Origin of the sequence: Nocardia sp. NPDC058176, from assembly GCF_042883805.1 — a bacterium.
Lineage (GTDB): Bacteria > Actinomycetota > Actinomycetes > Mycobacteriales > Mycobacteriaceae > Nocardia.
The window spans coordinates 835,489-849,808 of the sequence record NZ_JBHVVA010000001.1; the positions used below are offsets into that span (position 1 = coordinate 835,489).

General features: G+C 69.5%; 15 protein-coding genes. 8 read left to right on the forward strand and 7 right to left on the reverse strand.

Translation table 11 applies throughout. The features are described from left to right. Positions 1 to 10: 10 nt before the first annotated feature. Positions 11 to 1,300 (forward strand): glycosyltransferase, encoded by a 1,290-nt coding sequence (locus tag ACFVVM_RS03980; RefSeq protein ID WP_387612716.1) that lies wholly within the window; start codon positions 11 to 13, stop codon positions 1,298 to 1,300. An 11-nt stretch (positions 1,301 to 1,311) separates the two neighbouring features. Beyond that, complete coding sequence (locus tag ACFVVM_RS03985; RefSeq protein ID WP_387612717.1) at positions 1,312 to 2,541, forward strand: glycosyltransferase; 1,230 nt, start codon at positions 1,312 to 1,314, stop codon at positions 2,539 to 2,541. Positions 2,542 to 2,548: 7 nt separating this feature from the next. On the opposite strand, the gene ACFVVM_RS03990 is transcribed toward ACFVVM_RS03985, so the two are convergent. Further along, entirely contained in the window at positions 2,549 to 2,944 is a 396-nt protein-coding gene (locus ACFVVM_RS03990) for a nuclear transport factor 2 family protein (protein WP_387612719.1), read from the reverse strand. A gap of 63 nt (positions 2,945 to 3,007) precedes the next feature. On the opposite strand from ACFVVM_RS03990, the gene ACFVVM_RS03995 reads away from it, so the two are divergent. From ACFVVM_RS03995 to ACFVVM_RS04005, 3 genes are all read left to right on the forward strand, one after another. Continuing rightward, a complete protein-coding gene (locus tag ACFVVM_RS03995; RefSeq protein ID WP_387612720.1) occupies positions 3,008 to 3,580 on the forward strand; it encodes a PadR family transcriptional regulator in 573 nt (190 codons plus the stop codon). Between the two features lie 97 nt (positions 3,581 to 3,677). Then, positions 3,678 to 4,514, forward strand: a complete 837-nt coding sequence (locus ACFVVM_RS04000; protein ID WP_387612722.1) for an alpha/beta fold hydrolase — start codon at positions 3,678 to 3,680, stop codon at positions 4,512 to 4,514. Between the two features lie 195 nt (positions 4,515 to 4,709). Then, entirely contained in the window at positions 4,710 to 5,942 is a 1,233-nt protein-coding gene (locus ACFVVM_RS04005; protein ID WP_387612724.1) for a cytochrome P450, read from the forward strand. Positions 5,943 to 5,990: 48 nt separating this feature from the next. On the opposite strand, the gene ACFVVM_RS04010 is transcribed toward ACFVVM_RS04005, so the two are convergent. From ACFVVM_RS04010 to ACFVVM_RS04025, 4 genes are all read right to left on the reverse strand, one after another. Then, positions 5,991 to 7,208: a cytochrome P450 gene (locus ACFVVM_RS04010; protein ID WP_387616742.1), complete on the reverse strand. Its 1,218-nt coding sequence runs from the start codon at positions 7,206 to 7,208 to the stop codon at positions 5,991 to 5,993. Between the two features lie 67 nt (positions 7,209 to 7,275). Further along, entirely contained in the window at positions 7,276 to 7,689 is a 414-nt protein-coding gene (locus ACFVVM_RS04015) for a roadblock/LC7 domain-containing protein (RefSeq protein ID WP_387612725.1), read from the reverse strand. Continuing rightward, entirely contained in the window at positions 7,689 to 9,131 is a 1,443-nt protein-coding gene (locus ACFVVM_RS04020; protein WP_387612727.1) for an ATP-binding protein, read from the reverse strand. Before ACFVVM_RS04020 ends, ACFVVM_RS04015 begins: the two co-directional genes overlap by 1 nt. Positions 9,132 to 9,362: 231 nt before the next feature. Then, the gene (locus ACFVVM_RS04025; RefSeq protein WP_387612729.1) at positions 9,363 to 10,271 is read right to left on the reverse strand and encodes an aminoglycoside phosphotransferase family protein; all 909 of its coding nucleotides are present in this window, start codon (positions 10,269 to 10,271) and stop codon (positions 9,363 to 9,365) included. A gap of 18 nt (positions 10,272 to 10,289) precedes the next feature. Between ACFVVM_RS04025 and ACFVVM_RS04030 the strand changes: the two genes are divergently transcribed. Further along, on the forward strand, positions 10,290 to 10,928 hold the full coding sequence (locus tag ACFVVM_RS04030) for a hypothetical protein (RefSeq protein WP_387612731.1): 639 nt from the start codon (positions 10,290 to 10,292) through the stop codon (positions 10,926 to 10,928). Between the two features lie 206 nt (positions 10,929 to 11,134). After that, positions 11,135 to 11,314: a hypothetical protein gene (locus ACFVVM_RS04035; protein ID WP_387612733.1), complete on the forward strand. Its 180-nt coding sequence runs from the start codon at positions 11,135 to 11,137 to the stop codon at positions 11,312 to 11,314. Between the two features lie 13 nt (positions 11,315 to 11,327). On the opposite strand, the gene ACFVVM_RS04040 is transcribed toward ACFVVM_RS04035, so the two are convergent. Continuing rightward, positions 11,328 to 12,527, reverse strand: a complete 1,200-nt coding sequence (locus tag ACFVVM_RS04040; protein WP_387612735.1) for a PucR family transcriptional regulator — start codon at positions 12,525 to 12,527, stop codon at positions 11,328 to 11,330. Positions 12,528 to 12,671: 144 nt separating this feature from the next. Between ACFVVM_RS04040 and ACFVVM_RS04045 the strand changes: the two genes are divergently transcribed. After that, positions 12,672 to 13,511, forward strand: coding sequence for an alpha/beta hydrolase (locus ACFVVM_RS04045; protein ID WP_387612736.1), 840 nt, complete (start codon positions 12,672 to 12,674; stop codon positions 13,509 to 13,511). A 12-nt stretch (positions 13,512 to 13,523) separates the two neighbouring features. On the opposite strand, the gene ACFVVM_RS04050 is transcribed toward ACFVVM_RS04045, so the two are convergent. Next, positions 13,524 to 14,309, reverse strand: a complete 786-nt coding sequence (locus ACFVVM_RS04050) for an SDR family oxidoreductase (protein WP_387612737.1) — start codon at positions 14,307 to 14,309, stop codon at positions 13,524 to 13,526. Between the last annotated feature and the right edge of the window lie 11 nt (positions 14,310 to 14,320).

The window sequence follows — 14,320 nt, forward strand, 5'->3', positions numbered from 1 at the left end:
AGTCGAGAATATGCGAATCGCGTTGTTGACGGCGGGAACCCGCGGCGATCACCAGCCCTATCTCGCGCTGGCCGACGAATTCGCCGGGCGCGGCCACGAGGTCACGATCACCGCCACCGAGAACTACGCGGAGGTGGTGCGGCGCTCCGGTTTCGAGCCGCATGTCATTCCGTTCAACTCCGCCGAACTGCTGGAATCGGCGGCGGCCAAGCGGGCGCTGTCCTCGGGCAAGACGCTGCCGTTCGTGCGGATCATGCTGGACACGGTCAAGATCATGGCGGGCGAGCGCGGCGAGCGGATGCACGAGGTGCTCACCGAGGCGGTCGAGTCGGCCGATGTGATCGTCTCGTGTGCCTCGACGCTGCCGTGGGCGATGGAGCGGGGCGGCAAGACGGGCCAGAAGGTGATCGGCGTGCTGCCGTATCCGCTCGAGCGGACCGGGGAGTTCCCGTCGTCGTTCATGGTCAAGAAGATGTTCTCCTCGCGGCGGCTGCGGCTGGCCAGCTACGCGGGATTCGAATTCGCCTACGGCGTGGCCTACCGCCGCGTCGACAAGCGGGTCCGCGAATTGATGGACCTGCCAGGGCGGCCCCGCAACCCGTTCCGGCGCATTCGCGAGGACGGAATTCCGCTGGTGCACATGGTGAGTCCGGTGCTGCTGCCCACACCACAGGACTGGCCGGACCGCTCGACCGTGGTCGGCGCGCCGATCCTCCCGCCGCGCCTGCGCGGAGCGTGGGGCGAGGCCGAGGTCGACACGGCACTGACCGAATGGCTCGACGAGGGCGAGCCGCCGGTCTACTTCTGTCTGACCGGCATGCCGATCCTCGATCCGGTCGGCGCCTGCGACCTCATCGCCGCTGTCTGCCGCAGGCTGGGCGCGCGGGCCCTGGTCGCGGTGAAGGGCGAGGGCTATCCCCGCGGAATCGGTTACGACCGCAGTCTTTTCGTGCTCGACTCCTTCGACTACGACCGCGTCCTGCCCCGGTGCCGGGCCGTCGTGCACCACGGCGGCAGCGGCAACACCCACGACGTGCTGCGCGCCGGGCTGCCCGCCGTGGTGATCGGCGTGCACAGCGACCAGTTCTTCTACGGCTGGCGCATCGCCGAACTCGGCATCGGCGCCGACTTCCCGTATCCGGCGCTGACCGAGGACCGGCTGCACGACGCACTGGTGCGCACGCTCACTCCCGAAGCCCGCGACCGGGCCGCCGAACTCGGCCGCGCGGTGTCGGCCGAGAACGGGGTGCGCGCCGCGGCCGACGCGGTGGAGCGACTGACCGCAACGGCCTCGGCCTGAGCGGGGCCGCCGTGCACGTCGCGCTGTTCACCGACTTCCACCCCGACACCCTCGGCGGGGTCCAGACCGCGATGCGTTCCCTGTGCGACGGGCTGCGCGGACTCGGCCATCGCGTCACCGTGTTCACCGCGCCCGCACCGGATTCCGAGTCGGGCGACGAGGACACGGTCGTGCTCGACACGGTGCCGTTCTCGATGTCGAACGGACTGCCGGTGGTGCTGCCGTCCAGGGCCAACCGGCATCTCATCGATGCGGCGTTTCACCACCGCGGTCCCGTTGACGTGGTCCACGCGCTGACCACCTACGGCAGCGGCATCGCCGGTGCGCGCGCCGCCCGCCGCCACGGGATTCCGATCGTGCAGAGCATGCAGAGCCGCGACGACACGATGATCGAGAAGTATTCGCCGTCACCGTATGCGGCGGCGCTGACCATGCGCCTGGTGCACGGCTGGTTCGTGCCGCTGCGCACCCAGCCCGTCCACGACGGTGACAGCCGCACCGCGCGACTCGCCTGGCGCCCGCTGATCGCCCAGGCCCAGGCCGCCGACCGCGTCGTCGTGCCGACCGCCCACTTCGCCCGTCGGCTGACCGCGCGCGGCGTCGACCGGCCGATCCACGTGGTCTCCAACGGCATCGACGACGCGCTCCTGGACCAGGTCCGCGCGGGCGACGGTCCGGTGCCGGGTCCCGACGGTCCGCTGCGGGCCCTGTGGTGTGGCCGCCTGTCCGCCGAGAAACGCCCGCTCGAAGCCATCGAGGTGGTCCGTCGCGTGCCCGGCTGCACCCTCGACGTCTACGGCAGCGGTCCGCTCACCGACCGGGTCGGCGCGGCGGCCGACGGGAGCGACCGCATCCGCCTGCACGGCGAGGTCGACCAGGCCACCTGCCTGCGCGCCATGCGCGACCACGACCTGCTCCTGCTCACCTCCGACTGCGACACCCAGGGCATGGTCCTGCTCGAAGCCGTCGCGATGGGCCTGCCGGTCGTCTACTGCGATCCCGAACTCACCGAAACCGTCCCCGCGGCAGGCGGTCTGCGCACGCCGGACCCGACGGTGGACGCCTTCGCGGCGGCGCTCACCGACCTCACCCGAGACCGATCACGCCTGTCGACGATGCGCACCGCGCTCGCCAGGCACGCCGACGAACCGCGTCAGTCCGGGCACCTCGCCCGGCTGGTCTCGGTCTACACGGACGCGATCGACGGATCCCGGCACCGTGACGATTCGTCCTCGCGGTGACCCTCGGTCAGTGACCGAGTTCGGCGGCGGCCTCGCGCTGGATCTGCTCGAACTGGGCGCCCATCGCCTCGGCCAGCGCGGTCGCCGCCGACAGCGGCCGGACCATCACCATGAAGTCGTCGATCTTGCCGTCGGCGTCGTGGTGCAGGAAGTCGCACCCGTTGACGGCCTTGTCGCCGATCTTCGCCTCGAACACGAGCGCGTGATTCGGCCCGTCGGCGATCTCGCGCACGTAGCGGAAGTCGGTGAACACCCGCAGCACCCCGCCCAGGATCGCGCTGGTGATGGCCTTGCCCGGATACGGCTTGAACGCCACCGGACTGGTGAACACCACGTCATCGGCCAACAGGGCGGTCATCGCCGCGTGATCGCCCGCCTCGACGGCCTTCCGGAACGGATGCATCCGCTACCCCTCACATAGTCACTTTTATTACTAGGTAGGTGAACGCTAGCCTAGACTTCGGCGATGGCACTACGGAACGCGGTTCTCGCCGCTCTCGTCGAGGGCGAGGCCTCCGGTTACGACCTCGCCAAGGGCTTCGACGCCTCGGTCGCCAACTACTGGATGACCACACCGCAGCAGCTCTACCGCGAGCTCGAGCGGATGACCGCCGACGGCCTGATCGCGACCCGCGTCGTCGAGCAGGAACGCAGGCCCAACAAGCGCGTGCACTCGCTGACCCCGGCGGGGTGGCGGGCGCTGCGCGAGTTCACCACCGAACCGCCCAGGCCCACCGCCATCCGCGACGAACTGCTGGTCAAGGTGCAGGCCATGGACATCGGCGACCTGGCCGAGGTCCGCGCCTCGGTCGCCGAGCGGATGACCTGGTCGCGCGCCAAACTCGCCCGCTACGAACGACTTCGGGACCGAGTACTCGACGGCGCGACCGAACAGGCCTACCTGATCGAGGCCGAACGCGTCGGCCCCTACCTCACCCTGCTGCGGGGAATCTCCTTCGAACAGGAGAACATTCGCTGGTCGGAACTGGCGCTGACCGTGATCGACCGGCGCCTGCTCGCTCGCCAACTCGGCCCATAACGCCGAGGTGGGTGGCTCGGGTGGGCTACCGTGACAGACACCGTGACGTCGTGGTTCGGTGGGCGGCGCGGCCGGTGACCAGGAACGGAGCGGGCCGATGCCTACTTTCGACTTTCGCGGTACGGCGATCGCCTATGACGAAGCGGGCTCGGGGGAGCCGATCGTGTTCCTGCACAACCTCGGTGGTGACCGGCGGATCTGGGGTGCGCAGGTCGAGGCGTTGCGGCACACCCAGCACGTTTTCGCGCTCGACCTCCTCGGCTACGGGGACTCGGACGCGCCGGACGACGGATACACCCTCGAGAACTATGTCGCCCTGGTCGAGGCGTTCCTCGCTGAGCGGGACCTGCGGGAGGTGACGCTGGTCGGGCACTGCTTCGGCAGCGCGCTGGCTCTGCTCCACACCCGCCGTCACCCGGGCCGCGTGCGGTCGCTGGTCCTCAGCAGCCCGCTCACCCCGGCGACCCTGCGCCCGACCCGCACCGGCTGGGCGGCCGTGCTCGGCCGGAACGTGCGACTCGACTCGGTGTTGGCGCGGGTGCGTATTCCCGGACCGGCGGCCGGGCTGATCGTGGGCGAACAACTCGGCGCCGCCCGGGGGAACGACATCGACGAGGTCGTCGCGCACCTGTGGACCCGATGGACCGAGCCGCGACGGCTCATGGTGACGGCCGCGATCTCCCGGCAGATCCCGCGCCTGGCCGAACTGGACGAGTTCGCGCCGCCGAGCGATTTCCCCCCGATCACCACGATCTGGGGTGCCCGCAACCGGGTGCTGTCGGCCCGCGCCGGCGCCGTGCTCAACCGAACGCTGCGACCGGTCCGCGAGATCGTCGTCGACGACGCGGGACACCTGGTGATGGTCGAGGCGCCCGACGTGGTCACCGACGCCGTACGCACCGCGATCCGCGGCGCACGGTCGGTCGACAGCTGAGCCACACCACCCGGATCATCGCTTTTGTTACCGGCCAATCGGTCTCACGGGGTGGGATCGTATGCCGTTGTCTCACTGCGATAACCGCCCGCCACCGGTAGCATCGCTAACGGACCGGAAGGTCCACTACAGCAATATGTTTCGATGCGATCGCCTGCACTGGGGTCCAGGAAACACCGGTGATCGAGAGGTTTCATGGTGGAATCGGTGACGAGTCCGTTGGTAATCGACACGTCGGGGGAGGACATTCAGGGGGAGATCGTCCGGATCAGGGAGCAGGGCCGCGCCACACTGGTCGAGCTGCCAGGCGGGGTGCAGGCATGGTCGATCACCGATGCCGCGCTGCTCGAGAAACTGCTCATCGACTCCCGGGTCTCCAAGGACGCCGGGCAGCACTGGCCCGCGTTCGTCGCGGGGGAGATCCCGCCCGACTGGCCGCTGTATCTGTGGGTCGCGGCGCCGAACATGTTCACCGCCTACGGCGCCGATCATCGTCGGCTGCGCAAGCTGGTGGCGCCCGCCTTCACCGCCCGGCGCACCGAGGCGATGCGCGGCCAGGTCGAGCGCATCACCAAGGACCTGCTCGACGCGCTGGCCGCGACGCCTGCGGGCGAGACCGTCGATCTGCGTGAGCAGTTCGCCTATCCGCTGCCGATCCAGGTGATCTCGGAACTGATGGGCGTGCCCGAATCGCTCGGCCCCGGCCTGCGTACCTGTGTCGACGGCATCTTCGACACCACGCTCACCCCGGAGCAGTCCCAGGCCAACTACATGGAGATGTACCGGATCCTCGGCGAACTGGTCGCCCTGCGTCGCGAACAGCCCGGCGACGACATGACCAGCCTGCTGATCTCGCATCGCGACGAGGAAGAGGGCACCCAGCTCACCGAGGAAGAACTGGTCGGCACCCTGCTGCTGGTGATCTCGGCGGGCCACGAGACCACCGTCAACCTGCTCGATCAGGCGATCACCGCGCTGCTGACCCGGCCGGAGGTGCTGGCTCGCCTGCGCGACGGCTCGGTCAAGTGGCCCGAACTGGTCGAGGAGACACTGCGATTCGAATCGCCGGTCGCGCATCTGCCCTTGCGCTTCGCGGTGTCCGACATCGAGATCGACGGTGTCCGCATCGCGCAGGGCGAGGCGATCCTGGCCGGGTACGCCGGGGCGGGCCGTGACCCGCAGCGCCACGGCGCCACCGCCGACGAGTTCGATCCGACCCGGGAGAACCAGTCGCACATGGCCTTCGGGTACGGCGCGCATCACTGCCTGGGCGCGCCGCTGGCCCGGCTCGAAGCGCTGGTCTCGCTGCCCGCGCTGTTCGAACGGTTCCCGGAGATGACGCTCACCGCGCCGGTCGAGGAACTCGGCACCGTGCCCAGCTTCATCTCCAACGGCCACCATCACCTGCCGGTGCGCCTGGGCGAGTAGCCCGCTGCCTCGCTCGGCCGGATCGTCTCCGGCCGAGCGAGGATCAGCTCAGTAGGTCGGCATCGCCAGCGGGGTCGTCTTCGGGAACACCACCGGCAAGCCGGCCAGTGCCCGGTGGAACGGGCCCGGACGCCAGACCAATTCGTGCTCGGGCACCGCCAGTTCGAGCTCGGGCAGGGCATCGAGGAGCTGGTCGATGGCCTCCTGCGCGATCAGGTAGGCGGGGGATTTCGCCGGGCAGCCGTGCGGTCCGGTGCTCCAGGCCAGATGCGCCCGGTTGTCGAGGAAGTCGCCGGTGCCGATCGCGGGATCGTTGTTGCACGCCGCCATGCTGATCACGACCGGCTGATGGGCGGGCAGCCACACGTCGTCGACGAGGATCGGCTGGCGCGGATAGGTCGTGCAGAAGTTGGCCATCGGCGGGTCGGTGTAGAGCACCTCGTCGAGGGCGTCGCGGGTGGACAGGCTGCCACCGAGCAGGCTGCCCGCGAAACGCTGATCGGTGAGCATCAGCCGGACCGTGTTGAGGACCAGGTTGAGCATCGGCTCGATTCCGGCGCCGTACATGGTGAGCAGCTGGTTCATCAGCTCTTCGTCGTTGAGCCGCAAGGGATGCTGCACCAGCCGGGTGGCGACGTCGTCGCCGGGTTCGGCCTGCTTGAGCCGGATCAGGTCGTAGAGCGAGTCCTCGAGCAGCTTCGCGCCCTGGACCGCGGTCTCGCCACCCTCGAACATCTGCGCCATACCGGTGGCGACGCCGACGCCGAGATCGTCGGGGACACCGAGCATGGCGTTGATCGTGGCGAAGATGACGGGAAAGGCGTACTGGCTCAGCAGATCCGCGCTGCCGTCGGCGCAGAAGCCGTTGATCACCGGCATCGCGATCTGCTCGACCGTGCGATGCAGGCGGTACAGATCGACGCCGGCGAGCCCGGCCACGGTGGCCTCACGGTAGCGGGCGTGCTCGGTGCCCGAGGTCCGAATGGCGTTGGGGCGGTACCGCATCATCGGCTTGACCGGGCAGTCCTCGGGGATGTCGCGCTCCCACATCCGCGCGTCGGCGGGGAAGTGGTCGGGATCGTTGAGGATCTGCACCGCGGTGCGGTAGCCGATCACCAGGGTGGCGGGCACTCCCGGCACGAGGTCGACCGGCACCAGCGAACCGAACCGGTGCCGCATGGCCCGATAGGCGCTCTGCGGGTCGGCGGCGAACTCCTCCGAGTACAACGGCACCCGATCCTGACCACTGCGCGAATCCGGGGTCACCGGGTATCGAGCGGGATCGAACGAGGTTTCGAGCGTCACTGCGTGTTCTCCTCTCGCGGGAACCGGGTCATCGCGGGTCACCGCCGCGCGGCGGGACGCCGAGTTCGCGGCCCACCCTGGCGGCCAGTTCGTTCATCCGATGGGCGACGAGCGCGAGGTCGACCTCGCTGGTCGTCGCGACGCCGAGCAGCGTGCCCGCACCGGCGGCGGTGATCAGGATCATGCCCTCGTCGTACTCGGTCATGGTCTGGCGGATCAGGTTTCCCGGCCCGCCGCAGAACTCGCCGAGTGCCCGGCCTAGGGACCGCAACCCCGACGCGGCGGCGGCGAAACGCTCGGCCTCGTCCCTGCTGATGGCGCTCGAATGCGCCACGCGTAGACCGTCGTCGGATAACAGCACGGTGAAGCGGACACCCGCCAGCTCCAGGTCGTCGAGCAGCCACGCGAGGCGATTGGTGCTGTCTGCGATCGGAGTGCTCATCAGATGTCGTGCCCTTTCGTCGAACGCTCGGCCGCGGCGCGACCGTGCCGGGATCCACTTGCCCAGGCGGCGGCGAGCTCGGGGCGGCCTGGCGCGTCGGTGGTGTGTGCGCGCTCGTCGGCCGGGGCGATCTCGCGACGCCTGCGTTTGGGCAGCCCGCCGGTGGTCCGGTCGTCGGCGGGCTCGTCGCTCGCCGGTGCGGGGGCCTGCACGGGTGCGGGTGCGGCGAGGGCGACCGCGGGACGCGGCGGTGCGACGGGCTCGGGACTCTCGATCGGTTCCACCTGGGGCGCAGCGGGTTCGGGTGCGGCGGCATGCCTGGGCTCGGTGTCGCGTCGGCGCACATCGGCGGCGTCGACGAGCAGGGCCGCCGGAATGAAGACCATCGCCCTGGTACCGCCGTAGATGTTGGGTCCGTCGACGTAGGCGGCGAAACCGTAGCGGCGCGCCAGCGCGGCGACACCGGGGAAGCCGACCTTCGGGGACGGGCCGAGGGCGTTGATGTCGACGATGCGCTCGCCCGAGAGCACCTGGCGCGCCTCCTCCATCTGCTCCTGGCTCATCCGCACGCCCGCGTCGTCGATGATCAGCGTGACGCCGTGATGGCCCTGCTGGAAGGTGATGTCGACGAACGAGGACGGCGGCGAGTAGCGCAGCGCGTTGTCGAGCAGGGTGGCGACGGTGTGCACCAGCGGCTCGACCGCCCGGCTGACGACGACCTGATCGCAATGCCCGGTACGCACCCGCAGATAGTCACGTACGCGCCCGGTCGCGCCGCCGACCACATCGCCCACGGTCTGCTGCGGCCAGCGCCTGCCGGGCAGGCCACCGGAGACGATCACATAGGCCTGCGCCTGGCGGATCATCTGCTGGACCGTGTGGTCGATGCGGCTCAGGATCGCGTAGACCTCGTCGTTGCGGTTCTCCCGCAACGCGTTGCTGACCACCTGGCCGACATCGGCACCGAGGCTGACCACCGTGGTGCCGAATGCGCGCACCGCGTTGCTGGTCGCCGCACGGGCATCGGCGGAGACCTGGGCGCGGGTGGCCTCCTGCGCGGTCGCCACCTGGGCGGTGGTGTGCTCCTCGGCGGCCTGCTCGACAGCGAGCGCGGTCTCGTGCTGTACCTGCCGCAGATCCGCGGCGTAGTCGAGCGCGATCTGGGCCAGCTGCCGGGCGAAGGTCGAATCCTGGAGCTGGGCCGGAACTTCCGCGGTGGTGTCGGGCTCGGTGTGGCCGCGGACCGCCTCGGTGATCCTGGGCAGCGTCGACTCGATGAGCCGGGTCATCGCTTCCTCGTGGCCGTGGAGCTCGCGCTCGGCCACAGCCAGGCGAGCGCGGATCTGGCGTTCGTTGCGCAGGGCGAGCAGCGCCACCGCGACCGCGCCGAGCAACACCAGGGTTGCGATGCCGAACAAGAAGACCGCGATAGTCGGAGTCATCGGTTCCTTTGTCGTCGTCACCGACCGAAGAACCAAACTGTGGCCGGAACCTCGTCGGTCCCTCCGACGAGACTGTCGTCGCCGTGGATCGCACTCGGTTCGACGGTCCGCGGGACTGGCTCGCTGTCCTGCGTCGACGGCGAATTCGCCTACCCTAGCAGTGCTTTCGAGCGAGCGCGGAACACGTTGCGGTGGTGGGCAATTCATTGACGTGACATAGGGTGTTCCCGGTCACATCATGGCCTCGGCGAGCTGGTCGGTGGCTCGGACGAGCCAGTCGGGGTCGGCGTGGACGCGCCCCCACAGCGCCTCTCCGACCGCGCCGACCTGCATCCAGCGGCGCGCGCGGAGCGGGTCGATATCGGCCGCGTCGCAATAGATGTCGAGCAGACGCGACAGGTCCGCGCGCGAATCGGGCAGGCGCAGAACGGTGTCGAAACGAGGGCTGCGGATCACGTTGAGCGCGTCGTGGGCCGGATCGCCGACCAGGCACTTGGGGTCGATCGCGAGCCATGGTGCGCGGTCGGCGGCGAGGACGTTGGCGTCGTGCAGATCGCCGTGGACGAGGGTGTTCGGCTGGTCGTGCCCGAGTTCACGGATGGTGGCGAGCGCCGCGTCGAGCACCCGGCGCGGCAGTGGATCGCCGAGAGCGCGTGCGTCGGCGATCATGTCGCGTGCCCAGTCGGCCATCTGATCGGACAGGCGCGGCAGGCCCGCGGGCGCCTCGACCGCCAGTGCGCGGGTGAGCCCGCCCTGAATCGCGAGCGCCGCCGCCGGATCGGTCACCGTGGCCAGGGTGCCGTGCGCGCGCTCGAGCAGCATGGCGAAATGCTCGTCGGCGCGGGCGAAGAGCTGGACGGCGCCGATGCCCTGCCACGCCGCATACGCGTCCGGTTCGCGGAGTGTGCAGGGATGAGGGAACGAGACCTTGATGACGGCGGGCGGGAGTTCGCGGTGGCGGACCGGTACCACGATGCCCACCTCGCCGTACATCACCGCGCCGTCGGGTGTGCACGACCACCGGTCCAGGAGTTCGTCGATCAGCGCGGGCAGAGCGGTGATCCAGGTTCGGCCGCGTTCGCCGGCGCTGTCGAACTTCTTGCGCGCGAAGGCATCGGGGACGGTGATGGGTGCTCGCACCGGGTGAGAATAGCGACCATGGATTGGACCAATGTGGCGGTTGCCGCGATCACGGTTGTCGGAACGCTCGGTGGCGGCGTCGTGACCCAGGTTTTCGCGATTCGCAGCAAGCGCATCGATGTGCAGGTGCAGCGCGACAATCGGGCGGAGGAATTGCGGGAACTCACCCGAAAGGAGGCCACCGACGAGAAGCGGACGATCTACGCGGGCCTCAACACCGCGGCGCATTCCTGCCGTGCGGCCATCCGGCATCACCTCGACGAGAGGTGCGGTGGGCGCACTCCTGATCTCGCCAAGTTCGTGGCGGCGCGAGAGGTGTTGCACGAGAGCTATTCCCGTGCGCAGATGGTGGTGTCGGACCGGGCGCTCGATTTCGCGTCCGAGGTGAATCGGTGCCTCGACATCGGGCATCGCGCAGCGTTGGAGATCGACGTGAACGACGCCGTGGCCGTGGCGGCCCTCTATCGCTTCGTGGACGATTCACTGGGCTTCGGCGTGCGCCTGCTGCGCCGCGCGATCCGCGAGGATCTCGGGATCGAACCCGGGGTCGACGCCGATCTCGGCGAGCGCCTCGTGACGCTCAGGGGCATGCGCCACGATTACGTCAGGGGAGACACCTCCGACGTGACCGCACCACAGCTCGATCTCCTCGGCTGAGGTCACGACCGGGCGCGATCGGGCCCGTCGCGAGGTGCCACAGTGTACGGTGGACAGTGGTCGAACAACCGGCTTTCCCTCCGATTCTCGTTCTGCTCGTGCCCGCCGATGCCCACCCCGGCGGTGCTGTGAACGACAACACGGTTCCCACCGTGGGCACGCCCCACTGAGTGCGCTCTGCGCCGTCGATCGATCCGAGGTACCAGATGTCCAGCGATCTCCACGCCGACCCCGCCACCGCACCGCAGGCCGACAACGACGAGGAAGCCACCAACGTGCGCTGGCCCGAGCCGAGCCCGCTGGATTCCTGGTGGGCAGGCGTCATGGCGGAGCCGAAGATCGCCCGCCGATTCGGTCAGCGGAGGACTCCACTCGCCGACATCTGATCTGTCGCATCGGTCAGGCATCCGGACGTCGGGCGGCGAGTACCTTCCACGCCTGCAGCGCCGCGCCGAGATCGCGGACCGCAGCGGGATCGGCCAGCGCACGACCGGTGTGCTTCTCGATCTGGCGCAGCCGGTAGCGGACGGTGTTGGCGTGCAGGTAGAGGCGTTCACCCGCCGCAGCGGCGGAACCCTGTGCCGCGAACCAGGTTTCGAGGGTCTCCAGCAGCCGGACGCGTTCCTCGTGGGGGAGGGTGAGCAGTCCGGACAGGTGGATCTCGACCAGATGCGCGGCCTCCACCGGCGCGGCCGCCACGACCATGCCGAGCGGGTTGTCGTCGAAGCGCGCGACCCCGAACGCACGGTCGCCGAGACCGACCAGCGCCAGGCGCGCGAAGTGCAGGGCCTGCGGAGTCTCGGTGAGTGACTCGTAGGGTGGACTCACCCCGACCCGGGCCCGATGTTTGCGCAAGGCCGCCAGCGCCGCGGCCTCGCGGTCGCGCGGCAGGGCGAGAACACCGACCTGCTGATCGGGCTGGAGCCGCCACGCCGAGGTGATCCTGGCCTGGCTCAGCGTCGTCTCGATCCCGGGCAGCGCCTCCCGACCCGCCGTGCTCACCTCGGCGGCCACCACCACATAGCGCCCCCGCGGCGGCAGACCGAGGATGCGGGTGGCCTCGCCCAGCGTCGCCGGATCGGCGATGACACCGGTGAACAGCGCCTCGACCAGCACCGATCGCTCGTGTTCGCGCTGCAGCACCAGCTCCGAGCTCATTTCCCGGTAGGCGGCGGCGACGGCGACCGAGTACTCACCGGCCAGGGCCCAGACCTCGGCGGCCAGGTCGACCAGCACGGCGTCGGTAACCGCCGGATGGCGTCTGGCCTCGGCGACGAGTTCCGACCACAGGAACTCGAACCCGATCCGGAAGGCGTGCAGGGTTTCCGCCAGCGGTACGCCCTGACGGGCGCGCAGCCTGCCGGTCTCCTTCGGCGGCTCGGGATCCACCGGCTCGCTGGAGGTGAAGTGCCGCACCATCAGGGTGAGATTGCGGGTGCAGGAGGTCTGGATGGTGTCGAACGGGACCTGGCTCTGATTGCGGTAGGTCTCGAGCTCGTCGAGGAAGCGCAGTGCCAGCCGTGACCCCAGATCGTCGATGCGCGCGAGCAGTGCGGCCGCGACGTCATCGATCGGGCTCTCTCCTGGCTGTCTGGACATTTCCGCAGCTTACCGAGGGTGGTGTTGTTCCCGGGAACAACAACTGTCCGGCTATTCGGTCGGGCGATCCCATGGGATCGGGGTCACATCGGTGCGACGATTCTTCGAGTTGTCTCCACCGTTCCCACCCGCCAGGAGTTGTCCATGTCCACCTTCACCAGCAGCGACGGCACGGTCATCTTCGTGCGCGAGTGGCTGCCCACCGAGAGCTCCGTGCGTGGTGTCGTCCAGATCGCGCACGGCATGGGCGAGCACGGTGCGCGCTACGGCCACCTCGCCGAGCGTTTGGCGGCTCTGGGCTATGCCGTCTACGCCGCCGACCATCGCGGGCACGGGCACAGCATGGCCGGTGTGCCCGGCGACCTCGGTGACAACGGCTGGAACCTGCTGGTCGAGGACATGGCCGAGCTCACCACGATCCTGCGCGCGAGCCATCCCGGACTGCCCGTCGTGCTGTTCGGGCACAGCCTCGGCTCGTTCGCGGTGCAGCAGTACCTGCTCGACCACGAAAAGCTGATCGACGCGGCGGTGCTGTGCGGCACGACGGCGGTCGACGAACTGTTCGTCCAGATCGCCGCCGCCGAGGGTGACCTGCTCGGCTTCTTCAACCGGGAGTTCGCGCCGACCCGCACCCCCGCGGACTGGATCAGCCGCGACGAAGCACAGGTCGACGCCTATCTCGCCCATCCCTGGTGCGGATTCGAGATCGACCCGGCCAATATGGGCCTGCTCGCGAAGACCGCGGCCGAACGGCTCGCCGAGCCGCGCGGAATCCGCCCCGACCTGCCGTTGTACGTGATGGTCGGCGACCGCGACCCGCTCAACGACAAGCTCCGGCTCAGCGACCTCCAGGTCCAGCGCTACCGCGCGGCCGGACTCACCGACATCACCTACCGGGTCTACCCGGACGCCCGGCACGAGATCCTCAACGAGCTCAATCGCGCGGAAGTCGAGGACGAGTTGATCGCCTGGATCACCAGGTGATTCGCTCGGCGGTCAGGTCAAGCCGCCGTCCGCGCCGATGATCTGGCCGGTGACCCAGCGGCTGTCCGGGTGGACGAGCAGCGCCACCAGATCGGCGATATCGGCCGGTCGGCCGAGGCGGCCGAGGGCGGTCATCGCGGCCGCGCCTTCGAGGGCACTCGGATGCGCACTGGCACGCAGGAGATCGGTGTCGGTCGGGCCGAGCGAGATGGTGTTGGCCGTGATGCCCCGGCGCCCGAGCTCGCGGGAGGCGACCCGGGTGAGCTGCTCGACCGCGGCCTTGCTCGCGGCGTAGATCGCCTCGCCCGGGCTGGGCCACTGGGTGCCGACCGTGGAGACGGTGACGACTCGGCCGTCGTCACGCAGTCGCGGTGCTGCCTGCCGCAGGGTCAGGAACGTGCCACGAGCGTTGACGGCCATCACGCGATCCCACTCCTCGACCGGTGCCTCGGCCAGTGGCGCGCTGGTGAAGATGCCCGCGTTGGCCACGAGGATGTCGAGGCCGACGCCCGCGGTGCGGAACACCTCGTCCGCCGCTTCGAACGCGGCGGTGACCTGGTCGGGGTCGGCGAGATCCATCCGCACCGCGAACACCTGGCCGTTCGATTCGGCGGCCTCCTCGAGGAGTGTGTCGGCGGCGTCGGACCGCTCGGCATAGGTGAGCACCACCGTGGCGCCGTCGGCGGCCAATCGGCTGGTGATCGCACGGCCGATGCCGCGCGATCCTCCGGTGACCAGGGCGCCGCGGCTCGCCAGCGGCCGGTACGAGGTAGTGGAGGGGGTTGTCGAAGTTGTCATGCCGACACGGT